We start from the raw sequence: 24,964 nt of genomic DNA on the forward strand, positions 1-24,964 counted from the left end.
TCCCTACCGACCAACTCAAATCTCTGTGGCAAAGAGGGGACATCTAGCGGACTAGGATTATTTGAGTTTATCTGAGTATTACTAGCCCTAGGACCGCTTAACTTAACTCGTGCGACAACTTTTCCTCTATCAACACCAGGAATCCATCTATCACTAGGTGTAACATTTGTCACCGTAGCCGTTATTCCACCACGAGTGACCGGAGACCACGTCAACTGACTTGCATCGACGCCACCTATGAGCAAATCAAAATACAACCCATCTGAACCTGTAGTTGGAAAGTTTCGGTCGTAAGATGCAGAATCGTTAGACTGAGTTAAAAAACCCTTATTAGGATTCCATATGCTAGATGGGCCGGCGTAATAGTTTGTGCCAAGGTTAAGATTTGGGCGTGCGTGACTCGCAAAATAACAAGCAACAGGACCAGTAACACCATACGGATTAATATAATAATCCACCGTAGCTCCACTAAAACTTGTTCTACTAGGAACACCGTACTGGGTCTGTAAATATCCCCCTGTACTACTTAATCTTACCCTATAAGGAGCCTTACATATATCCAATGCACCGTTACGACTAACTGTATTGCCATCCTTATCCGTAAACGATACCGATATTCTTCCCGATACACCATTTACAGCCGGCTCATCTCCATCATCATCTCGCCAATAATTATACCTTGTGACCAAATCACTTAAACTCACTGAATTAGTTGATGATGGGACTATCATTTCTATATGACTTAAATTACTCCCAACGTACGGCAAACTGATTGGATTTGTTGAACTTGTTGGATTGGTTGACGGCGTGATTACCCGACCATCCTGCAACCGAATTGACAACAATTTATCCGTTGATGTGGCTTTTGTTCGACCATTGTCGAATGTTAAATACGGCGCACTACCCTCGATATACCTTGATGTATACGCCGTTAATGCCACAGAACACTGTGAATACGACAACAACAATACCACGAAGAACAACGCCGATTTAAGGTATCTAAATAATCTAAGTAAACTGAGTAAGCCTGATAAGCCTGATAAGCCTAATAAGCCTAATAAGCCTAATAAGCTTGGTAAACTTGGTAAACTTGGTAAACCTGAAAATTTAAATAGAAGAGGTAAACGCCTCGACCCCGGCGATAACCCTGCCGATAACGTCTCCGATTTCGCTACGCGAAATGACCTCGCTGATGAAAATAAGAACTGAGTCTGATTTAGACTACCGTGAAAATTAAAAAGTTTTAGGGCGTAGGTTTGGCAGGCCAGATGCCAGATGCCAGATGCCATAAATGGTAACGCATTTCGATCATCCTGTCAAGTAAATTTTTGTTTTATTTCGATTTTTTATAAATGACTGCTCTAATAATGAGCACTCCCTTGCTTTGAAAGCGATTAAATTATAACCGCTTGACCAATAATGCGCTACATTTTTTGTTAAAAATCTGTAAAGTTTTGTTAAAGACTGAGTCAGCTTATGTATGTGCTTTGGGATAAGGGTGTTGGGTGGTGGTTTTTAGCTAAAAACCAATAAACAAAAACTTTAATAAAATCAATACCTTTTCTGACCGATTTTTTGGTAATTAAATGGCTGTTATTAAAGTGCTCTATTTATCACTGATTTGTTAGATGTCATCACGTTGCTAACGTTTTTAACGCATTAATTTTAATTTAAAAAATCCCATAAAAATAAATTAATTTATTTTTTTCTTTTTTAGCGTACAATCAAAATCATCCCCCTAAGCGAGGTAACGTTATGTTATATAATAACAAATCTATGTACCACGAACATCATCTTCATGAATGTTGTCATGATAATTGTCAAAATCTGGCGCATAATCATGCACATTTATCTCATGAGTTACATTGTCATCAAGATTCAACGCATTGTTCTGGTGGCGATTCCCATATGACTAACCCCAAAAATGAGTTTGACGATACTCCTGATGACCCCAACAGGCAAAGTAAGCAGACTAAACTGACATGGAAAATAGAAGGCATGGATTGTGCGCACTGTGCGCAGCAAATTGAAAATAGCTTAAAGACATTACCCGATATTTGCCAAACTAAAATTATCTTTTCTACCGAAAAATTAGTCGTTTTAGTTCCGCAAAAGAATGAACAAACGATTAAATTAATTGAAGATAAAGTTATCGAGTTAGGCTATAAACCCATTTTTGAACCTTCCCCAGAACATTCGCATCATCATGACCATTCCCATAGTTTTGATAAAAAAGCATTAATTCCTTTAGGAGTATTAGGCGCTTTAATTGTGGTGAGCTATATCCTGTTGTTATGTAATAAAACCGTTGGCGAATATGCCTTTATGGTGACAGCAATTGTTGGATTAATGCCTATTTTGAAAGAAGCGGTAATTTTAACGCGTAGTGGTACACCATTTGCGATCGAGTCGTTAATGAGTGTGTCAGCTATTGGGGCTTTATTTATTGGAGCTGCCGAAGAAGCCACTATGGTTATATTTTTATTTATGATTGGTGAGATGTTAGAAGGTATTGCAACAAGTAAAGCCAAAAAAGGCATCTCTTCGCTTGCTCAGCTCATGCCAGAAGAGACCGTTATTATCATTGACGGTGTACGAAAAACCGTTGCCAGTCATAGCTTGAAACCCGATGATATTATTGAAATTTCATCTGGAGGCCGGTTGCCTGCTGATGTGATTTTAATGAGCGAGCAAGCCAATATTGATGAAAGCGCATTAACCGGTGAATCCATTCCAGTTAATTATCTTTCAGGCGACAAAATTATGGCCGGTTCGCTGGTGATTGATAATACAATTCAACTCAAAGTGGTATCAGAAGTCGGGCAAAATGCAGTTGATCGTATTTTACAGATGATTGAAGATGCCGAGGAGCGTAAAGCGCCTATTGAACGTTTTATTGATAAATTTAGCCGTTACTATACGCCTACAATTGCTTTTTTTGCACTATTAGTGATTGTTGTGCCGCCTTTGTTGCTCAGTGCTGATTGGTATACTTGGTTTTATCGTGGCTTGACCTTGTTATTGATTGGTTGTCCTTGTGCGCTGGTGATTTCAACACCTGCGGTGATAACATCGGCCTTATCGAATGCTGCAAAGCAAGGCGTGCTAATTAAAGGTGGTGCGGCGTTAGAGCATATTGGTTCGGTTAAACGGGTTGCGTTTGATAAGACTGGTACCTTAACTGAAGGTAAACCGCAAGTAACTGATGTGATTGCTCAAGATATTTCAAAAGAACAATTATTGGCGCTAGTTGCGGCAATTGAAAGTGGTTCGCATCATCCTATAGGTAAAGCTATTGTTGATTATGCATTGCAGAATCAATTAAATATCAATGAGGCAGGTAATCGTAAAGCAATCGCGGGAATTGGTATTCAAGGCGAGATTGATAATCAGATTTTGTATATTGTTTCGCCAAGCAAAGTTGCGACCGTTTCAACGCCTTTAAATGATGAACACGCTAAAATCATTGCAGAGCTTGAAAGTGCTGGTAAAACCGTGGTAGTTGCGGTAACAAATCAACAATTGATGGGTATTATTGCTCTGCAAGATGTGTTGCGATCAGATGCAATTACTGCAATAAATGAACTTAATCAACTTGGTATTAAATCTTTGATGTTAACTGGTGATAATGCACGAGCGGCCAAAGCTATTGCCGATCAGTTAGGTATGGATTACCGCGCTGAACTGTTGCCTGCCGATAAGTTGATTGCCATTGAAAAAATCCGCAACACAACGTCAATTGCTATGGTGGGTGACGGTATTAATGATTCGCCAGCCATGAAGGCCGCAACTGTGAGTATTGCCATGGGAAGTGGCACAGATGTTGCGCTAGAAGCTGCCGATGCCGCATTGACTAAAAATAGCTTACTCAGTTTGCCTAAATTAATTCGTTTAACTCGCTTTGCTCGTCGTAATATTAAACAAAATATTACCATTGCATTAGGCATTAAGCTGGTATTTTTGATTACCAGTTTGTTTGGTTTTACTGGACTGTGGCTGGCGGTGTTGGCTGATTCTGGCACGACGGCTATTGTGACCGCTAATGCTCTTCGGGTTTTGAAATTTAAAAATAAAAGTTAAGAATATGTTTGCTTAATCTATTCCGCTTTTTATAAGCGGAATAGTTTTGTTAAATCATTTTGGGTTTATTATTCATCAATTCTTAATGATATTTCGCCACCAATATGGGCATTAATTTTACCGTTTTGTTCTAACAATAAAGCACCTTGCTCATTAATACCTTTTGCAATGCCGCGAATGATATTATCACCAATTAATAGTTTTACTGGTCGATTGGCAAAGTTATCAAGTCTATTCCAATCATGAATAAATGGCGCTAAACCATGTTTTTCAAATTCGATTAATTTACTTTTTAAGACTTTGGCCACTTGTGCAACAAGTAAGTTACGATCAACATTACCTAAATTAGCCCATTTTTGGTTAACTATGTTAGTATCAGGATTTGTCATGGTTAGATTGACGCCAACACCAATCACTACATGGGCACAGTCGCCAGTTTTGCCAGCGAGCTCAACTAAAATACCTGCTAACTTTTGGTCATTAAGATAAAGATCATTTGGCCATTTAACTTTGATATTTTGACCTGATAATGTGCGTAAAGTGTCGGCAAGTACTATCCCTACCACCAAACTTAACCCCATTGCTGCGGCCACGCCTTGTTCTAACTTCCAATACATTGAGAAGTATAAATTGCTTCCAAAAGGGGAAAACCATTTTCGCCCTCTTCGGCCTCGTGCTTTTGATTGAAATTCGGCAACACAGCAATCACCCGATGTTAATTGACCGATTCGATCAAGTAGATATTGGTTGGTTGAATCAATAATCGGTAATATTTCACAGTGGCTGTCGGATTGGTAATGCTGATCAATCTTGTTTTTGTTGAGCAAATTAAGTGGCGATGCCAAGCAATAGCCTTTGCCTTGCACTGAAGTTAAGTCAACTCCCCACTCACGCAGTTGTTTGATGTATTTATTGATGCCTGCGCGTGTTATGCCAAATATTGTTGCTAATTCTTCACCTGAATGGTATTTGCCATCTGCGAGTATTTCTATTAATTTAAGTGGATTTTTGTGGCTGCGCATCCGTTCCTCTTTTTTTAATTAATAACACAATGAAGTATAACGAGATTATAGCAAAGCTGACAAATAAATAGGTATTATTCATTTTGTCCATAATAAAGGCAATCACCGCCGGGGCAATCAAACTGCCTAACGTATTGGTCAATAGCATGGCTTGATTCATGGCGACGATATCTTGCTTTTTAACACACGAACAAGCCCAAGCCATGGATATAGGATAAATGGTGTAAATCGTTGCGCCTAATAAGATAATCGCTAATGCATTAAACCAATTAAATATCAGCATGATACATGCAACTAACATGAACAAAGATTCAATTAGCAATACAATCTGCCGTCCAAATTTATCTGCACACCAATTGGCTGGCATTTGTGCTATGACACCGGATAAAATCAGTAGAATCATCCAATTAGCAACTTGAATATCGCTATATCCTAAGTGTGAATAATAAGCCGGTAAGAGTGAATATAACGATCCAATTAACATACCTGCAATAATGCAACCGGTTAACCCAAGCCGCGAGGGTTTATTCAATATCATTGGCATAATGTTAAAGCTGCTTTTTTTCCTTTTTGGTAGTTTATAATGTGTGCGCAAAATAAATAAAATCGCGAGCCCCATTAGTAACATAATAACCAATCCAAAATACAGTACATCTTGTGGAAAATACTGTAACAAAGCTTGCCCCAGAACCGTGCCTAAATAATAAGTGGTTAAATAAACTGCAAGCATCCTTCCACGTGTATGCACTGGACCAGTGAGTAATATGCAACTTTCAATCACCACCCACGTGACAGCGCAAGCAATGCCAATAAAAAAGCGCCACATTATCCAGCTATAAAAATTTATTGAAAAACTTAAGCCAATAGTTGCTATGGCAAAAATAATACAACTGTAGGTATAAGTATGACGAGCATTAAATCTACTAATAAACCAATTGGCAAAAATAGTGCCAATCAAGTTGCCAGTAAAATAACTTGATCCCACAAGACCAATTTGCCCCAGCGAAAACTCATTACGCACTAACCACAATGGTACTTGTGTGTTGAGTGCAGACAACGAGATAGTCACAAAAAGTAAACTTATCAATAAAATAGGAAATGAATACGAATGTTTCATAATGTTATCGCATATAATTTATGGGTTATGCTTTGGCAAACAATAATAATTTTGAGTTAATTACAAATAACTGTCTGCTTCAATTTCGCCCTTGTTGCCGATAAATCGGATTTCTGGCGATAAACTCACCAAGAATTTTTGTAATACACATTTTTTTATATAACGAGCTAATTCAACCACATCTTGTGCTGTTGCTTGATTTTTGTTGACTAATACGAGCGCTTGTTGTTGATGCACAGCAGCTCCGCCTATTTGATAGCCTTTTAGACCACACTGATCGATAAGCCAACCTGCGGCTAATTTTATTTGTCCGTTAACTTGTGGATATATTGGCATGTTTGGGTAAATTTCAAGTAATTTGTCTGCCTCAATTTTGTCGATCACAGGATTTTTAAAAAAACTTCCCCCATTGCCAAGCACTTTGGGATCGGGCAATTTACTGCGGCGAATTTCGCACACTTTATCAAAGACTATTTTGGGGGTGACACTTTTTGGATCAAAGTTTCGTAATTCACCGTAAGTTAATACTGGTTGCCACTGTTTGGCTAATTTAATACCAACATTGATAACCGCATAACCTTGCAAATATGCTTTTTTGAAGATGCTTTCACGGTATCCGTATTGACCATCGGTGACTGTGATGATGTTACCTGTGGCAAGCTCAAGCAGTTCCACATAATCAGCTACTTTTTGAAATTCAACTCCGTAAGCACCAATATTTTGAATAGGTGCCGAACCAACACACCCCGGAATTAATGCGAGGTTTTCAAGCCCTGATATATTTTGTTCTATCGTTTGCAATACAATATCGTGCCAAATTTCTCCTGCGCCAACTTTTAAATACCACGCTTGATCGGTTTCGGTTATTGTGATGCCTTTGATGCGGTTAACAATTACAATACCATCAAAATCACAGGTAAAAAGAGTGTTACTGCCTTCACCAATAATCATAATCGGTAAATGCGGCGAGTTATCTTGCCAAATTTGTTGTAATTGTTCGACTGTTGTAACAGTAATAACTTTTTGAGCAAAAACAGTTAGACCAAATGTGTTAGGAATTTTTTGTTTCATTAATAATCACTACCTTTATTTTGTGAAAGTAGACACCCAAGTGTAATTCGATTTTATCTGTTGTTGTTATGATTTGGGCTCTATTGTACTTGCTTTCTATATTATCACAGGGTTGATGTTATTTGATGATTTATTTGGTCATGAATGCATTTGAATTTTTTTATAAATTTGCTGTTGTGTGTATTTTACTAAAACAATGTTATTTTTTTATAAAAAGCATGAGCCAGATCAAATTAACAACATTATTTATACAAATATTCAACTATTCGATTAAAGCAATGCTTAAATCTTTTTTGTTTTTTGCTATTATATATGGCAACTATACGAGTAATAGTTTTATGAATTATTGTTAGCCCAAAAATAGTCGTCGGTATTTAATTAGCTGTGATTGATTATATCTATTGTGCTTGACTTAAGTGTTGTTTATCAGTTAGAGGATATTATGAAAAGAGTATTTATTATGATCCTAGATTCGTTTGGGATCGGCGGTGCTGAAGATGCAAAAAAATATGGCGATGAAGGAGCTAACACTTTAGGCCATATTGCTGAAGCTTGTGCTTTAGGTAAAGCGGAACAAGGGCGCACTGGGCCATTAAAATTGCCAAATTTAGGTAAATTAGGTTTAATCGAAGCGGCGTACGAATCAACTGGCTATTACCCAAAAGGCATGCAAACTGAAGGCGAAATTATTGGCTCTTACGGCTATGCTAGCGAAATTTCTTCCGGTAAAGATACGCCGTCAGGACATTGGGAAATCGCCGGCGTGCCCGTGCTGTTTGATTGGGGCTATTTTACCAATACCACCAACAGCTTTCCTCAAGATCTGTTAGATAAAATCGTTTCTCGCGCTAAACTCCCCGGTTACCTTGGTAATTGTCATTCATCTGGTACCGTTATTCTTGATGAATTGGGTGAAGAGCATATGGCTTCTAATAAGCCAATTTTTTATACTTCTGCCGATTCAGTATTCCAAATTGCCTGTCATGAAGAGACTTTTGGTTTAGATAGACTTTATGAAGTTTGCGAAATTGCTCGCGATGAACTAAATAAGGGTAATTACAATATTGGCCGTGTTATTGCAAGGCCATTTGTAGGTAAAAAACCGGGCGAATTTGTACGTACAGGTAACCGTCACGATCTTGCTGTTGAACCACCAGCACCAACGATGATTAAAAAGCTTGTTGACGAAAAACACGGTACGGTCGTGTCAATTGGTAAAATTGCCGATATTTATGCCCAAGTTGGGATCACAAAGAAAGTGAAAGCAACCGGTCTTGAAGCCCTGTTTGATGCATCACTTGAAGAAATCAAACAAGCTAAAGATAATACCATTGTCTTTACCAATTTTGTCGATTTTGACTCTTCTTACGGTCACCGTCGTGATGTTTCGGGTTATGCTGCTGCGTTAGAATATTTTGATCGTCGTCTTCCTGAAATGTTAGCACTCATTGAGCCCGGCGATCTGCTTATTATCAGTGCCGATCACGGCTGCGATCCAACTTGGGCTGGTACCGATCATACTCGTGAACATATTCCTGTCATTGTTTATGGCGACAGTGTGCCAGTAGGATCTTTAGGTCATCGTGAAACATTTGCCGATATTGGACAAAGTGTTGCCGATTATTTTGATTTATCGCCAATGGATTACGGTAAATCGTTTATAAAAAAGAAGTAATTTAAATTTGAGTCATACCGACTTAGTAATAAATATCAGGAGAAGTTAATGTCTACCCCGCATATTAATGCCATTGATAATGCGTTTGCAAAAACCGTTTTAATGCCTGGCGATCCACTACGAGCAAAATTTATTGCAGAAACGTTTTTAGAAAATGCCCAAGAAGTAACTAATGTAAGATCGATGTTAGGTTTTACAGGTTATTATAAAGGCCAAAAGATTTCAGTTATGGGACATGGTATGGGTATTCCATCTTGCTCTATTTATGCAACCGAACTGATTAAATTTTATGGTGTTGAAAACATTATTCGTATTGGTTCATGTGGTGCAATTAGCCCTAATGTTAATGTGGGTGATGTTATTGTTGGAATGGGCGCATGTACCGATTCAAAAGTTAACCGCTTACGTTTTAAAAATCATGATTTTGCCGCTATCGCTGATTTTGATTTGACCTGTAATGCCGTTAATGCAGCTAAAAAGTTAGGTGTAAATGTGAAAGTAGGTAATATTTTTTCTGCCGATCTTTTTTATAGCGTTGAGCCTGATATGTTTGACGTAATGGAAAAATATAATATTTTAGGTGTTGAAATGGAAGCTGCTGGGATTTATGGGGTTGCTGCCGAATATGGCGCTAAAGCACTGGCCATTTGCACGGTTTCGGATCATATTCGAAAAGGCGAAGCAATGTCGGCTGAGCAAAGACAGTTAGGCTTTAAAGAAATGATCACCGTTGCACTAGAGTCGGTATTATTAAATCAAAACTGAAACTAAAAATGGCAGAATAACTGCCATTTTTTTTAGCTAATCAATATTGATAGCGATAACAGTTTTCAAATGCATTATTCATATTTATGTGTAGTAGGTTATAAAAATCTTGTTTAATAAGGAAACAAAATGAACACCAAGTTACAACTTAAAATAATATTTTTTCTGCAATTTTTTATATGGGGAAGCTGGTTAATCACCTTAAATTATTATCTTGAGCATCAATTAAATTTTATTGGTATTGAGGTAGCTTCTGTATATGGTTCGATGGCAATTGCTTCACTAATTATGCCAAGTTTACTCGGTATTGTTGCCGATAGATGGATACCAGCCAATCGCCTTTATGTTCTTTGTCATCTAATTGGTGCTATAACACTAATTATTGCTGCATCTGTTACATCACCGTTAATGATGACAATTGTCATGTTAATTCACTGTTTAGCCTTTATGCCTACCATCGCTATTTCAAATTCAATTTCTTATTCATGTTTGAACTCTCAAGGACTTGATGTTATCACTCAGTTTCCGGGAATTAGGATATATGGTACTATCGGTTTCATCGTTGCAATGTGGATAGTTAGCTTTTTGAAATTAGAAGCTAGCAATACACAACTTTATATCGCCGCTGCGGGTTCTCTTTTACTAAGTTTGTATTCATTAACACTTCCATTTATTTCGACATCACAAAACTCAGATAAAAAAAGATCACTTATTAGCTCATTGGGGTTAGATGCGTTTGTATTATTCAAACAACCTAAAATGGTTATCTTTTTTCTATTTGCAGCTTTTTTAGGCGGTATTTTACAAATTACCAATACCTTCGGTAATTCATTTTTGCATAGTTTTGATGATATTCCAGAATTCAAAGATAGCTTAGCAATTCAATACCCTGCTGTATTACTTTCTATTTCACAAATTTCAGAAGTGATATTTATTTTATTTGTACCGTTTTTTATGAAGCGCCTTGGTATTAAATATGTTATGTTAATTAGTATATTTGCTTGGGTTGCCCGCTTTGGACTATTTGCTTACGGCGATCCTTCTCCTTTCGGTTTTGTATTATTACTTCTATCAATGATTGTTTATGGTTGTGCCTTTGACTTCTATAACATTTCAGGCTCGATGTATGTTGAAAAAACGGTCTCGCCAGATATCCGTAATAGTGCACAAGGGCTATTTATGATGATGACTAATGGAATCGGTGCTTATTTGGGAACAATGGCTAGTGGTTTTGTGGTCGATTATTATACTTCAGGAAAAACCGTAAATTGGCATGCTGTTTGGCTTGTTTTTTCAGGTTATGCTTTAGTTTTAGCTATTGTGTTTATGTTGATTTTTAAAAACGAACATTCAAACAAAGAAACAGCTCAAGCTATTAATTAATCATTTATTGTGTGGTAGGTTAAATTTAGCACTACCAATATAATGGCAACAATATAGGTTGTTGCCTTTTTAATTATCAATCAGTCAGCTTTAAAAATATGATTTACCACACAAAAAATCAATCAGTAATGCAAAATAGATGGCTGAAAGCTATCTTATCAAGGTACACTAACTGAGTTTATAATTCACAATGTTAGTATGCTATTTTGAGCTTTTTGATAAGTGTTTTTATATCATTATTACCAGAGCCCATTTAGCTTATTTAAATAGATTAAATTTTTAATGAAAAATCAAATAATACCCAAAGTCATATTACATGAGCATATTGAAGGGAGTATTACCCCAATGATGGCTCGCCAGTTAGCCCAAAAAAACAATATTCCGTTCCCTGCAACTTTATGTTATCCACCTGGCCAATATGATGCTAATGAGTATAAAAATGGTAGATATTCGTACGACGAATCTAAGTTTGAAGAGTTTATTAAAACGTATGATATCGTTTCTAGTTTTCTAAAAAATCCTGAAGATTATTACGATATTACTTATGATTTTCTTTTTAGAAATGCTAAACAAGGGTTAATTTATTGCGAGCTGTTTATCTCCCCTTTTCATATCTGTGCAACACCATCCCACGACGGGCAAGTTGTTTGGAATCAAGATAGATTTCACCAAACACTAAAGCAGATGGATAAGGCTATTATTGACGTTAGTCAGCAATATGATATTACTGTGCGATACCATGTAATTGGTGTTAGACATCTTGGTGCGAATGTGGTTTATGATACTCTGCAATTTATTCAAAATAACCCTCATCCGTTGATTACCGGTTTCAATATCGCAGGTAATGAAAAAGCAGGCCATTTTGATGATTTTAAAGCCGCCCATGAATTAGCCTCTCAACTTAATTTAAAAAAATCGTATCACGCAGGCGAAATAGACTCAGCCGAGAGTATTATTCAAGCGCTTAAACATGGTGCAAATAGAATTGGGCACGGTATTCGCGCCATTGAAGACAAAGTGCTTATTCGTGAACTGATCGATAAAAAAGTCACCCTTGAAATTGCCTTAACAAGCAATCGAATTTTAGTTAATGAGCTGCATGGCGATATTTATAAGCACCCCATTAGGCAACTTTATGACCAAGGCGTTCGCATTACGCTAAATACCGATGATGCAGGGATTTTTGGCACTGATATCGAAAAAGAGTATCACATTGCCCAATCGATTTTCTCATTTTCACGATTAGAATTGCTTGATATCACGCTCTGTGGTGTTCAGGCGGCATTTGTTGAAAACGCAGTTAAAAATCAATTAATTGGCAAAGTTCTAGCATATTTTACATCTGATGATAAGCAATTATTAGAAACATGCATCAATGACCAAAAATATCACCCAGCAATTATTGAACGTTTTTTAGAATATCAAAAATTGTTGGTAGCCATACCAGTTAACTAAATTAGTTGTCAGAATAATAGGAGATTTGCATGAAAAAAACTAAGTTATCCCTCACCTTTTTAGCCCTATTTATTTCTGGCGCGGCATGTGCTGCAACAGTTGATTTAAGGATTATTGAAACAACCGACTTGCACGGCAATATGATGAATTATGATTATTTTAAAGATCAATCCATCGATGCTTTTGGATTAGCCAAAACTGCTAATTTGATTCACCAAGCAAGACGTGAAGTAAAAAATAGTGTGCTGGTCGATAATGGCGATTTAATTCAAGGTAGTCCAATGGCTGATTATGCAGTGCATAAAGGCCTTAACGATGGCGATATTCACCCCGTTTATAAAGCGCTCAATACGCTTGATTATGTTGTTGGTAATATTGGTAATCATGAATTTAATTTTGGGTTGGAATTTTTACAAAAAAGCCTTGCTGGTGCTAAATTCTCTTATGTTAATGCAAATGTCTATGATGCTAAAACCAATAAGCCGTTCTTTAAACAATATCTTATTGTCGATACCCCCGTCGTTGATAGAAGCGGCAATAAACAAACAATTAAAATTGGCTATATTGGCTTTGTGCCACCACAAATTATGCAATGGGACAAACTTAATCTTGATGGTAAAGTTGTGGTTAAAGATATTACCGAAACAGCCAAGCACTTGGTTCCAGAAATGAAAAAGCAAGGCGCTAATATCATTATTGCCATTCCCCATTCGGGTGTTTCTTCTGAACCTTATAAAGCTTTGGCCGAAAATTCGGTTTATTATTTAAGTCAAGTTAAAGGTATTGATGCAATTATGTTTGGCCATGCCCATGGCGTGTTCCCAAGCGAGGAGTTTAAATCATTACCAAATACCGATATCAAAACAGGTAACATTAATCATGTACCAGCTGTTATGCCTGGACATTGGGGTAGCCATTTGGGCGTGGTGGATTTAGTACTTGATGGCGATAAATCTAATTGGCAAGTGACATCAGGCAAATCTGAAGCTAGACCGATTTATGATGTCAAAAATAAAAAAGCACTAGTTGAAGCAGACCCTAAAATTATCGATATTCTAGCCAAAGATCACCAAGGTACGCGTGAATTTGTTGGCAAACCAATTGGTAAGGTTTCAACTGATATTACTAGTTATTTGGCCTTGGTTGAAGATAGCTCAGCGTTACAAATTATTAGCGATGCGCAGATCGATTACGTTAAGCAATTTATTCAAGGTGACCCTGACCTTGATGGATTACCTGTTTTATCGGCCATTGCACCATTTAAAGCAGGTGGCAGGAAAAACGATCCCAGCGCTTTTGTTGATGTTAAAAAAGGTAATTTGTCATTTAGAAATGCAGCAGATATCTACCTTTATCCGAATATTTTGTCTGCCATAAAATTGACAGGTAAAGACGTTAAAGAGTGGTTGGAATGCTCAGCGGGTGTCTATAACCAAATCGATCCCCATTCATCTCAACCACAATATTTGATTAATTGGGACAAATTTAGAACTTATAATTTCGATACCATTGATGGTGTGAATTATCAAATAGATGTCACTAAACCACCGCGTTATGATGCAAATTGTCAGTTAATTAACCCTTCATCAGAAAGAATTAATAGTCTGACTTATCGACAAAAACCGATTGATCCTAACCAAACATTTTTAATTGCCACCAATAATTATCGTGCTTATAGCGGTATATTTCCGGGAACAGGTGAAAAAAACGTCAAATTTAATTCACCTGATGATTTAAGAGTGATTCTTTCAGCTTATATCACCAACACCACCCAAAAATACGGCGCTGTGGAGGTTAGCGTCGACAATAATTGGCGAATTGCCCCAATTATTAGCGATACCAATTTGGATATTCGTTTTGAATCATCACCAACTGATGAAGCTAAAGATTATATTCAAAAGCATTCAATATACCCTATTCACTTTATCGAAAAAGATGATTCAGGTTTTGGGGTTTATCGACTTGATTTACAATCATTGGTTAACACTCAGCTCCAAAATTAATTAGTATTATTATGCCCCCAAAGGATTTATAAATATGAAAATAGAAAAACTAATTGAGCTTGCTAAAACAGCACGTTCTAAAGCTTATGTACCTTATTCTAAATTTCAAGTTGGCGCAGTGCTCATTACTGAAGATGATGAAGCAATTTTAGGTTGCAATGTTGAAAATGCCTCTTACGGCTTAACTAACTGCGCAGAACGCACAGCGATTTTTAAAGCAGTATCAGAAGGTAAACGTAAGTTCAAAAAATTGGTGGTAATTGGTGATACCGATGGACCAATTTCACCTTGTGGTGCTTGTCGTCAAGTTATTAGCGAGTTTTGTGCTAAAAATATGCCGGTTATTTTGACCAATATGAACGGTAAAATTCAGGAAACCACTGTTGGAGAATTATTACCTTGGTCTTTTTCACCAAGTGATTTGGACTAATTTGTTCTTAATCATTTTCCTAACTAAGCTATTACACTTAGGGTGATTTAACAATTAAAGATTCACCCTATTATCAATATAAGAGAGTATCGTTATGAGATTTGTTGATATTATTGAAAAAAAACGCGACGGAAAAGCACTATCAACCGAGGAAATCCAATTTTTTATTACAAACTACACTGACGGCAAAATTCCCGATTATCAAGTTAGTGCTTTATTAATGGCAATTTACTATCAAGGTATGACATCAAAAGAGTGTGCAGATTTAACCAGCGCAATGATGCATTCAGGCGATACAGTAGATCTTTCTTCAATTAAAGGCATTAAAGTGGACAAGCATTCAACAGGTGGGGTGGGCGATACAACAACATTAGTGCTTGCCCCTTTAGTTGCAGCCTTAGATGTACCTGTGGCTAAAATGTCGGGACGTGGACTTGGGCACACTGGTGGTACCACCGATAAATTTGAGTCTATTCCAGGATTTAAAATTGAATTAAGTAAACAAGATTTTATTAATCAAGTTAATCATAAAGGCCTTGCCGTGATTGGCCAATCTGGCAATCTAACACCAGCAGATAAAAAGCTATACTCGTTACGGGATGTAACAGGGACAGTTAATTCTATTCCGCTTATTGCAAGCTCAATTATGAGCAAAAAATTAGCCGCTGGCGCTGATGCCATTGTTCTGGATGTCAAAACTGGCGATGGCGCACTAATGAAAGAGATGGCCGATTCCGAAAAATTAGCCCATGAAATGGTGAATATCGGTAACCAAATTGGTCGTAGAACTATGGCTATCATTTCAGATATGTCACAACCACTTGGTTTTGCAATTGGTAATGCGCTTGAAATAAAAGAAGCCATTGATACTTTACAAGGCCATGGCCCCGCTGATTTAACTGAATTAGTTTTAACATTAGGTAGCCAAATGGTTGTGCTTGCCAATAAAGCCAAAACCTTGGAAGAAGCTAGAGCAAAACTTCAAGAAGTCATTAAAAATGGCAAAGCTATCGAGAAGTTCAAAACTTTAATTGAAGCACAAGGTGGTGATAGTTCTATTGTTGATCATCCTGAAAAACTAGCTAGTGCACCTTACCAAATTGCCCTACCGGCTCTTAAATCAGGTTATGTATCAAAAATTATTGCAGATCAAATTGGTATTGCGGCAATGCAACTAGGCGCTGGACGCGCAACCAAAGAGGACATTATTGATCCAGCGGTTGGAATCGTGTTACATAAAAAAGTGGGCGATCAAGTTGCCGAAGGCGAAGCATTGTTAACCATTCATGCTAGTACAGATAAGCTTGATGCGATTAAGCAAAAATTGTATGACAATATTATTATTAGTGATTGTGCCAATGAACCACAATTGATTTATAAAGTGATTACTGAGTAATCATTGGCAATAAGGATTTAGGAGGCACCATGTATAACTCAAATTTGAATAAAAAAATATCACTGCTTGTTGTTTTGGGGCTATTTTCAGTTAACGCTATAGCGGCTGCTTCAACAATACAATCAACAACACCAAGTTGGGAGAAAAACAAGCCTTATCAATTTACGATCTTACATACTAACGACCACCATGGTCGTTTTTGGCAAAATGATATCGGTGAATATGGTCTTGCTGCACAAAAAACAGTTGTTGATGAAATAAGAAAGGAAGTAGCCACGAAAGGTGGAAAGTTGCTGCTTCTATCTGGTGGTGATATCAATACTGGTGTTCCTGAATCAGATGTACTTCAAGCTAAACCAGATTTTTTAGGTATGAATGAAGTTGGATATGATGCGATGGCGGTGGGTAATCATGAATTTGATCACCCTTTAGCCGTTATTCGTGAGCAACAAAAATGGGCTCATTTTCCATTTTTATCTGCCAATACTTACTTTAAAGGTACTGATAATCGTGTTTTTGATGCTTATAAAATGTTTGATTTAAATGGCATTAAAGTAGCGGTATTTGGATTAACCACAGATGATACAATTTTTTTAGCCTCTCCAAAAAATACTGATGGCGTTGAATTTCGAAAAACATTACCTGAAGCACAAAAAGTTATTGCCCAAATAAAAAAGACAGAAAGTCCAGATATGATTATTGCTGTTACACATATGGGACATTACGAAAATGGAGAACATGGCTCGATGGCACCGGGTGATGTTGAATTAGCCAGAGGCTTGCAAAGTGGCGAATTAGATATGATTGTCGGCGGTCATTCGCAAAATCCCGTTTGTATGGCTAGCCCGAATAAACGCATTACCGAATATGTACCTGGTACCCCATGCGCACCCGATAAACAAAATGGCACATGGATTGTACAAGCCCATGAATGGGGTAAATATGTTGGGCGTGCTGATTTTGTCTTTTTAAATGGTAAAATAACTTTACAAAATTACCAGTTAATTCCAATCAATCTAAAAAAAGAAGTAGATAATGGTGACGGGACCAAACGCCTTGAATATTACACTAAAGAGATCTTACAAGATAAAACACTACTCGAAAATTTAAAACCTTATCAAGAACAAGGTAAACAACAATTACTGGTTAAAAGTGGTGAATTAATCGGTCGCCTTGAAGGTGATCGCAGTGTTGTAAGATATCAACAAAGTAATATGGGACAATTATTACTCAGCGCTTTTATCGAAAAAACCAAGGCTGACATTGGTATTATGTCTGGTGGCATGATTCGCGATTCATTAATTGAAGGCAATATTACTTATCGCGACATCCTAAAAGTTGAGCCTTTTGGTAATAGTGTTGTTTATTTTGAATTGACTGGTAGCGAATTAATCGATTACCTAAAAATAGCACTCAATAAAAAACAAGGTTCGGGGGGATATCCACACCTGAAAAATATCACTCTAACACGATCTGGCGATAATATTAAAGATGTAAAAATTAAAAATGAACCCATTGATTTACAAAAATCATATCGTATTGCTACACTAGATTTTTTAGCTGCAGGCGGTGATGGTTATCCAATAACCAATACTTCACCAACTTATGTGGATACTGGTTATCGAGATGCTGATGTTGTAAAACAATATTTTGAGGAACATTCGCCAATTAATGCATCTGATTATGAACCAACACAATTTATACACAACTAAATTATTTAAGGATGCCTGAGCGTAAATGTTTATTAGCAATACATTGTTCGAGAATAATCGCCATATTATTCGGTAATCGTAACTAAGCTAACAGCTGTAGTGCCGTGTTCAAGGTTTATACCCTATTGTTGGCACTACAGTTTTTTTGTAGTGTTTAATATTGAATGATTTTTATTTAGTAACTTATCAAAATATCATGAAATTTATTAATAATATTCAATAGTTCGTGTAGTTATCATGTGGTCATCACACTCTTTAACTATCCAATCACCTTTTTCGTTATGTTTAGAAAATTGACACTCAAGAGTTGCTTTCTTGTTGTTATCAACATATTTTTTTAATTTGGTTAGCTGACCTTGTTTATTATACTCCATAGTATATGTTTCATTACCGATCACTCTAGAAATCAACTGATTTTTATTATTATATTGAAATGTCATATTCTTATCAAAAAATAGTATCTTATCTTCATCATCGTAGCCGACAGAAACTGAGCGAAGTTTATCTAACTCACCCATTTTTTGAACAAATTTTGTTCTATAGTCTGTTTGGAAAATATCAAATAAATCGGTTTTATTATAATTATCGGTTGCAAACGGATTCGTATAGTTTTGATTTATGCTAGGCAAAGACATGGTAAAATAATCATAAAATTTCCAGCTAGTTCGTTCTGTTTCTAAATCGTCAGAAGCGACAATACTACGCTTCAGTACATAATTATAACTTTTAGTTGTCTCAACAAAAGAAGTAACTAACCCACTATCATCAAAATTCATTTCAAAAACAGAGCTGCCGCCATTATCTAGCAAATGTTGATATTGACCCAATAACTTGTTTTTTATATTGCCTGTTGCAGACTTAATACGATTTTGGGTAAGGGCATGATCAAAAAAGTAATACATTACAACTTGGTTAGTTGAGCGAGCTAAATTTTCTGAAGGATTTGCTTTTGCAAATAATACGGGATCTGATTCTATACCCCAATCATTAATGATGCGATTATATGAAAAAAAATATTTTCTTATTTTTGCTACTTTTTCTTTATCGTAATATGCATAAGTAAAATGTTCCTGATCCCATTTGTTTTCATCTTCACTATAAAAAAATGACTGTCTTATTGAATCATCGTTATCAAAGATAAACTCACCATTGACCAATTTAGCTAACTTAATATCAGACGATATTTGATTTGGAAATTGCCCATCGATGAGTTTAGGGTAACTATAGGCAAAATGTGCATCTTTTTTATTTTCGTCTAACTCTCCAGCATAAAAATATTGTTTAAAGATATCATTATTAACCCAAGAAGGAATTTGTTCAATATTATAAGTGACTGTTGCAAATGAATTTACATTATTGCTCATACCTAAAAAAAATAGTTTATCTAAAGTCACTTGTCCAAAACAAAAACTACCTTTTTTAAATTTTGTGTCGCTGTTTAATTTAGCTAATTGATAGGTTGTGGTTTGGTTGTTAGCATCTAATGAACGGTCTAATAAACCTAAGCTTGTAAAAACTTCTAATCGCCGATTTAATTCGTTATTTATCCACACTTCCGATCGTTCGTTTGCTGGATAACTGAGATCTTTTTTAAGGTAAGGGAATGTTACTTTGCCTAGATAGAAACAAATTGGTTTGTCTTGATCTTCCAGTGTTGCTTTAATTTCTTCCGTTAATTTTACTTTACTTTTATCACATCCTGACAGCATAACCAATAATGTCAGTGGAACAACATTAAAATATTTTTTCATTGTTTTTGATAGTCCTTTTCCTATTACTTTTATTTCTGATAAATCTTTTAAGAAATAATCCATTTTTGATTGTAACATGATTTAGGTAAGGTGATAAGTTTGCTCATTTTTCTTATCTGTTCTAGATCAATATTTGGACAGATTATTATTGATGATTTTTGCTAAAGAACTAAAATTCATATTGATAATATTCAATATTAAAATAGCTATATATCGGAAGGACTTTAATAAAAAAATAGGGACAATCGTCCCTTAATTTTTAACATGTTGTTTATTTATTTTTTTTAAACGCGGCAGCAAATGCATTACCCATCGCATTATTGACACTCGACGATGTGTGCGTTTTTTGGGTATTATTGACGCTCCCTTTATTAATAGATTGACGATTGTCAACTTTCGAAATAGCAGGATCATTTAACCTCATTGATAAAGCGATACGTTTGCGTGGAATATCAACTTCAATCACTTTCACTTTAACAATATCACCAGCTTTTACCACTGTTCTTGGATCGTCAACAAACTTATCTGAGAGTGCCGAAATATGCACTAAACCATCTTGGTGCACCCCAATATCCACAAAAGCACCAAAGTTGGTTACATTGGTTACCGAACCTTCCATAATCATGCCAACTTTTAGATCTTCCATCGTTTCGATATCATCAGCAAATTGAGCGGTTTTAAATTCAGGCCTTGGATCACGTCCAGGTTTATCGAGCTCTTTAATAATATCAGTTACAGTTGGAACGCCAAAATGGTCATCAACATAATCAACTGCGTTAAGCGATTTTAAGTAATTTGTATCACCTAAAATCTCTTTTAATGATTTATGATTTTTTTCTAAAATTCGCTCTACGACAGGATAAGCCTCTGGATGAACCGCTGATGCATCAAGTGGATTTTTACCATCCATAATCCGTAAAAAACCAGCACACTGCTCAAATGCTTTAGGACCTAAGCGTGATACTTTTAATAACTGCTTACGGTCGGTAAATTGTCCATTTTCATTACGCCAATCAATGATATTTTGGGCAATCACTTTATTAAGTCCAGCAATACGTGCAAGTAGCATCATTGAGGCGGTATTCAAATTAACACCAACGGCATTTACACCATCTTCAACAACTGCATCAAGTTTTTTAGCTAACTGAGTTTGGCTTACATCATGCTGATATTGACCCACACCAATTGATTTAGGATCGATTTTAACAAGCTCTGCCAATGGGTCTTGTAAACGCCTAGCAATAGATACCGCACCTCGAATCGATACATCAAGATCAGGAAACTCTTGCGCCGCAAGTTCGGATGCTGAATACACTGACGCTCCAGCTTCGCTAACAATCACTTTTTGCGCTTTGACCTCTGGGTATTTTTTTTGAACATCAAGATAAAAACGCTCAGTTTCGCGCGAAGCCGTACCATTGCCAATAGCAACTAATTCAACTTGGTACTTGATACAAAGCGCTGCCACCATCATAGCCGCTTTATCGGCTTGCCCAGTATGTGGATAAATTGTTTCAGTCGCAACTAATTTACCAGTTGCATCAACAACCGCTATTTTGACCCCAGTACGTAATCCTGGATCCATACCCATAGTCACTTTCATACCTGCCGGAGCTGCCATTAACATATCATGCAAGTTGGCAGCAAATACATTAATCGCTTCTTCTTCGGCGCGTTCTCGTAATGTTGTCATTAATTCGGTTTCCATGTGCATTAAAATTTTAATGCGCCATGTCCAATTAATAACGGCTTTACGCCATTTATCCGCAGGCTGATCATTAAAATGGACACCTAAATATTCAGTAATAATTTGTTCACAATAGCTTTCCTTTGGTGGCTCTTCAAATTGTGGATCGGCATTTAATGAGAGCTGTAAATAGCCTTCATTTCTCCCTCGGAACATAGCTAATGCACGATGAGATGGAACTTTAGAAATAAGTTCGCTTTGCGAAAAATAATCTCGGAATTTTGCCCCCTCGTCTTCTTTGCCACTCACCACTTGTGAAACTAAATGAGCGTTATTCCAAAGATAATGACGTACTTTTGCCAGTAATGTCGCATCTTCAGCAAATTTTTCCATTAAAATATAACGCGCACCATCTAATGCTGATTTTGTATCAGTGATACCTTTATCTATATTGATATATTTTTCTGCTTCGATTTCTGGATTTAATAAAGGATTTTGCCACAAGTCATCAGCAAGCGGTTCAAGCCCAGCTTCAATCGCAATTTGACCTCGAGTACGGCGCTTAGGTTTATATGGCAAATAAAGATCTTCAAGTTCGGTTTTACTCAACGTTGATACAATACGTTCACTTAATTCTGGCGTTAATTTACCTTGATCTTCTATCGACTTTAAAATTGTTTGTTTACGATCTTCAAGCTCACGCAGATAATTCAATCGGCTATCTAAATTACGTAATTGGGTATCATCAAGCCCACCAGTAACTTCTTTTCGATATCGCGCAATAAATGGAACAGTGCTACCTTCGTCTAATAATTGAATCGCAGCTAAAACTTGTTCTGGTTTTACTATAAGTTCACCAGCTATAATATGACTAATTTGATTATTTACCATGGTATCTCTGAATATTTTGTCAATTAACGGAATTTATCTTCAACATGCAAAAAGCTAATTATATAACAAGAGAGGGCTATTTAGCACTCGATCGTGAGCTAAAATATTTATGGAAAGAAGAAAGGCCTAAAGTTACCCAGGCGGTATCAGATGCTGCAGCGCTTGGAGATCGCAGTGAAAATGCCGAATATATCTATGGTAAACGAAGACTCAGAGAAATCGATAGACGAGTTCGTTTTCTTGCCAAACGATTAGAATCATTGACTATTATCGATCCAGATCCAAGACAAGAGGGTAAAGTATTTTTTGGTGCATGGATAAAGTTAGAAGATGAAAATGGAAATCTACACGTTTATCGCATTGTGGGGGCTGATGAGTTTAATCCTAAAAAAAATTGGATATCCATCAACAGCCCTGTAGCAAGAGCATTAATAGGACATAAAGTTGATGATGAAATAACCGTTATCACCCCAAATGGAAAAACGTTTTATTATATTGTAGAGATCAGCTACACAAAGTTAGAGGTTTAACTATATAAATTATTAAGCATTAAGTATATAATCATACTAACATATTGATAATTAATTTAATTTATTATGATTTCCATTGATCAGATCTATATCTATCCAATCAAATCGATGCAAGGCATACCGCTAACAACGGCAAATACTGGCGATGGGGGCTTTGCACACGATCGTATTTTGATGCTTAGTGAACCCGATGGTTCATTCATTACTGCAAGGCAGTACCCTGAACTTTTGAAATTCAAAACATCTATAGTAAAAAATGAAGTATACGTTTCGCTATCTTCAACAAAAATGATAAAATTCAATCTTGATGAATTTTCATTAAGTAATGAGCCGACCGAAATTTGGGGAAATCATTTCACCTCGCAAATTGCTCCCATACGAGTAAATCAATTTTTCAGCAAAATTCTACACAAAGACGTGCAATTGCGATGGGTTGGCCAACAATTAACTCGTCGAACAAAACGCTACCCAGAAGTACCGGTTAGTTTTGCTGATGGTTATCCTTATTTGTTATTAAACAAGGCTTCATTTAATTATTTACAACATCAATGCCCTGAACAACTCGATATTAGGCAATTTCGAGGTAATATTATTATTCAAGGAGCACTCCCTTTTGCTGAAGATGGTTGGAAGACAATCAAAATTGGCGAGGTGATTTTTGATATCGTTAAACCTTGTACTCGCTGTGTACTAACAACAATTGATGCCAATTCAGCAAAACCATTAGCCAATAATGAACCGCTTAATACATTACGATATTTTAGAGCTGATGAACAAGGTCAAATTGATTTCGGTATGAATATGATTGCCCGAAATCATGGCACCATTTCGATTCACGATAAAATAGAGATATTGGAAAGGCAAGTAGCCAAAAACTATATAAAAACCTTTCCACCAGAAATAAAAACTGAAACACAACTTTGCACAATTACTTTTGAAGATAAAACTATTAAAGGTAATAATAAGCAAACCATTTTAGAGCAGTTAGAACAACATAAAATAGCATTACCTTATTCCTGTCGTTCAGGTATTTGTGGGCGTTGCTCAGTTGTTTTAAAAAAGGGAGAAATAAGTGCATTAACTCAGTCAGCTATAAAACGTAATAATCGAATTTTAGCCTGTAGCTGCATTCCTAAAGGAGATATTACTATCGAATCACCTAAAAAAGGATGAAACTGATATGTCCATTATTCTACTTATTTTGATTTTTACTATTAAGAAATAGCTTCTAATTCACAATGTTCTACCAATCCCATCTGCTCAGATAAAGATTGCGACATAGGCTTTAATCTGTCATTCATGACTTTAATAGCTTCAGAAAAACTGAACGTCTTGTTCATAGCAACAAAAGAAGGCTGCGCAATAATACAAAGCGAAGCATTTTCACCCGCCTCGACAATCATCAAACAAACCTTTTGTCCACCTTCTTGCAAACTCACCTCGACAACATCGGCGACTTTTGGAACGTATAACATTGGCTGTTGAGAGAAGTACCAGCTTTTAGGCATTTGAGGTTTTAAAAAATTAGCCGCAACAATAGCATTAATGGATAATTCAATTTTTTGTGCATCATTCAAATTAAGCGACTGGCAACTATCATGAAATTGATAATAAGATGTTGCATCGCTAACAGAAAATGAAAATTCACCAAAAACATCAGGAATTAGCATTTTACTTGGATAACAAGAACGGAATAACATTTCAGATGAAACTTCAAGCATTAGGCTATCGTATTCGCTGTCAAAATACCAACGCCAACAATCAGTCGGCCGAAAAGCCATTTTCATTGATGTATCATCCTCGCTAATTGAACTAAATTTAGCCAAAAAGATAACATAACTTAGATAAAAAATAAATAAAAATTTAAAATAAAAATTATTTAATTATATAATTTTTAAAAATTTTAAATAACAAATAAAAGGATCCAAAAAATCTAAGTTAGATCTAATTAAGATCCATTTCGATCCTTTTGGATCAATTTTTTATGGAAAACTCT

The 24,964-nt window shown here is 36.3% G+C and carries 17 protein-coding genes and 1 pseudogene; 11 read left to right on the forward strand and 7 right to left on the reverse strand.

Features of this window, described 5'->3' with window-relative positions; all coding sequences use genetic code 11:
- Positions 1 to 1,289 (reverse strand): hypothetical protein (locus tag GA0061081_RS10970; RefSeq protein ID WP_141683329.1); only part of this gene is annotated, 1,289 nt, incomplete at its 3' end.
- A 466-nt stretch (positions 1,290 to 1,755) separates the two neighbouring features.
- Here GA0061081_RS10970 and GA0061081_RS03900 point away from each other — a divergent pair.
- On the forward strand, positions 1,756 to 4,080 hold the full coding sequence (locus GA0061081_RS03900; RefSeq protein WP_209435357.1) for a zinc/cadmium/mercury/lead-transporting ATPase: 2,325 nt from the start codon (positions 1,756 to 1,758) through the stop codon (positions 4,078 to 4,080).
- Between the two features lie 68 nt (positions 4,081 to 4,148).
- On the opposite strand, the gene birA is transcribed toward GA0061081_RS03900, so the two are convergent.
- The 3 genes from birA to murB are packed head-to-tail and all read right to left on the reverse strand — an operon-like array spanning position 4,149 to position 7,290.
- Complete coding sequence (birA, locus tag GA0061081_RS03905) at positions 4,149 to 5,102, reverse strand: bifunctional biotin--[acetyl-CoA-carboxylase] ligase/biotin operon repressor BirA (protein ID WP_091347263.1); 954 nt, start codon at positions 5,100 to 5,102, stop codon at positions 4,149 to 4,151.
- On the reverse strand, positions 5,077 to 6,219 hold the full coding sequence (locus tag GA0061081_RS03910; RefSeq protein ID WP_091347265.1) for an MFS transporter: 1,143 nt from the start codon (positions 6,217 to 6,219) through the stop codon (positions 5,077 to 5,079). The genes birA and GA0061081_RS03910 overlap by 26 nt, the downstream gene beginning before the upstream one ends.
- A 60-nt stretch (positions 6,220 to 6,279) precedes the next feature.
- Entirely contained in the window at positions 6,280 to 7,290 is a 1,011-nt protein-coding gene (gene murB, locus GA0061081_RS03915; RefSeq protein WP_091347267.1) for a UDP-N-acetylmuramate dehydrogenase, read from the reverse strand.
- A gap of 442 nt (positions 7,291 to 7,732) precedes the next feature.
- On the opposite strand from murB, the gene GA0061081_RS03925 reads away from it, so the two are divergent.
- The 8 genes from GA0061081_RS03925 to ushA all read left to right on the forward strand — a co-directional run bounded on the left by GA0061081_RS03925 (position 7,733) and on the right by ushA (position 18,109).
- Positions 7,733 to 8,965 carry a phosphopentomutase gene (locus GA0061081_RS03925; protein ID WP_091347271.1) on the forward strand — a complete coding sequence of 411 codons (1,233 nt, stop codon included), beginning with the start codon at positions 7,733 to 7,735 and terminating at the stop codon, positions 8,963 to 8,965.
- A 48-nt stretch (positions 8,966 to 9,013) separates the two neighbouring features.
- Positions 9,014 to 9,730, forward strand: a complete 717-nt coding sequence (gene deoD / locus GA0061081_RS03930; protein ID WP_091347273.1) for a purine-nucleoside phosphorylase — start codon at positions 9,014 to 9,016, stop codon at positions 9,728 to 9,730.
- Between the two features lie 129 nt (positions 9,731 to 9,859).
- Entirely contained in the window at positions 9,860 to 11,113 is a 1,254-nt protein-coding gene (locus GA0061081_RS03935; protein WP_091347274.1) for a nucleoside permease, read from the forward strand.
- 282 nt (positions 11,114 to 11,395) lie between these two features.
- Positions 11,396 to 12,568, forward strand: a complete 1,173-nt coding sequence (gene add / locus GA0061081_RS03940; protein ID WP_091347276.1) for an adenosine deaminase — start codon at positions 11,396 to 11,398, stop codon at positions 12,566 to 12,568.
- Between the two features lie 29 nt (positions 12,569 to 12,597).
- Entirely contained in the window at positions 12,598 to 14,571 is a 1,974-nt protein-coding gene (locus tag GA0061081_RS03945; RefSeq protein WP_091347278.1) for a bifunctional 2',3'-cyclic-nucleotide 2'-phosphodiesterase/3'-nucleotidase, read from the forward strand.
- Positions 14,572 to 14,605: 34 nt separating this feature from the next.
- Positions 14,606 to 15,001 carry a cytidine deaminase gene (locus GA0061081_RS03950; protein WP_091347280.1) on the forward strand — a complete coding sequence of 132 codons (396 nt, stop codon included), beginning with the start codon at positions 14,606 to 14,608 and terminating at the stop codon, positions 14,999 to 15,001.
- A 94-nt stretch (positions 15,002 to 15,095) separates the two neighbouring features.
- The gene (locus GA0061081_RS03955) at positions 15,096 to 16,397 is read left to right on the forward strand and encodes a pyrimidine-nucleoside phosphorylase (protein WP_091347282.1); all 1,302 of its coding nucleotides are present in this window, start codon (positions 15,096 to 15,098) and stop codon (positions 16,395 to 16,397) included.
- 29 nt (positions 16,398 to 16,426) lie between these two features.
- Positions 16,427 to 18,109 carry a bifunctional UDP-sugar hydrolase/5'-nucleotidase UshA gene (gene ushA / locus GA0061081_RS03960; protein WP_091347284.1) on the forward strand — a complete coding sequence of 561 codons (1,683 nt, stop codon included), beginning with the start codon at positions 16,427 to 16,429 and terminating at the stop codon, positions 18,107 to 18,109.
- A gap of 206 nt (positions 18,110 to 18,315) precedes the next feature.
- Here ushA and GA0061081_RS03965 read toward each other — a convergent pair whose 3' ends face one another.
- Both GA0061081_RS03965 and GA0061081_RS03970 read right to left on the reverse strand, forming a co-directional pair.
- A complete protein-coding gene (locus GA0061081_RS03965) occupies positions 18,316 to 19,860 on the reverse strand; it encodes a hypothetical protein (protein ID WP_141683330.1) in 1,545 nt (514 codons plus the stop codon).
- Positions 19,861 to 20,271: 411 nt separating this feature from the next.
- Positions 20,272 to 22,438: pseudogene (locus tag GA0061081_RS03970) on the reverse strand (Tex family protein); the annotation flags it as partial.
- 44 nt (positions 22,439 to 22,482) lie between these two features.
- Here GA0061081_RS03970 and greB point away from each other — a divergent pair.
- Positions 22,483 to 22,968, forward strand: coding sequence for a transcription elongation factor GreB (gene greB / locus GA0061081_RS03975; protein WP_091347290.1), 486 nt, complete (start codon positions 22,483 to 22,485; stop codon positions 22,966 to 22,968).
- Positions 22,969 to 23,034: 66 nt separating this feature from the next.
- The gene (locus GA0061081_RS03980; protein WP_091347292.1) at positions 23,035 to 24,141 is read left to right on the forward strand and encodes a YcbX family protein; all 1,107 of its coding nucleotides are present in this window, start codon (positions 23,035 to 23,037) and stop codon (positions 24,139 to 24,141) included.
- Positions 24,142 to 24,182: 41 nt separating this feature from the next.
- Here GA0061081_RS03980 and GA0061081_RS03985 read toward each other — a convergent pair whose 3' ends face one another.
- On the reverse strand, positions 24,183 to 24,755 hold the full coding sequence (locus GA0061081_RS03985; RefSeq protein ID WP_202983792.1) for a cell division protein ZapC: 573 nt from the start codon (positions 24,753 to 24,755) through the stop codon (positions 24,183 to 24,185).
- Positions 24,756 to 24,964 lie beyond the last annotated feature (209 nt).

It is taken from the genome of Gilliamella bombicola, assembly GCF_900094945.1.
GTDB lineage: Bacteria > Pseudomonadota > Gammaproteobacteria > Enterobacterales > Orbaceae > Gilliamella > Gilliamella bombicola.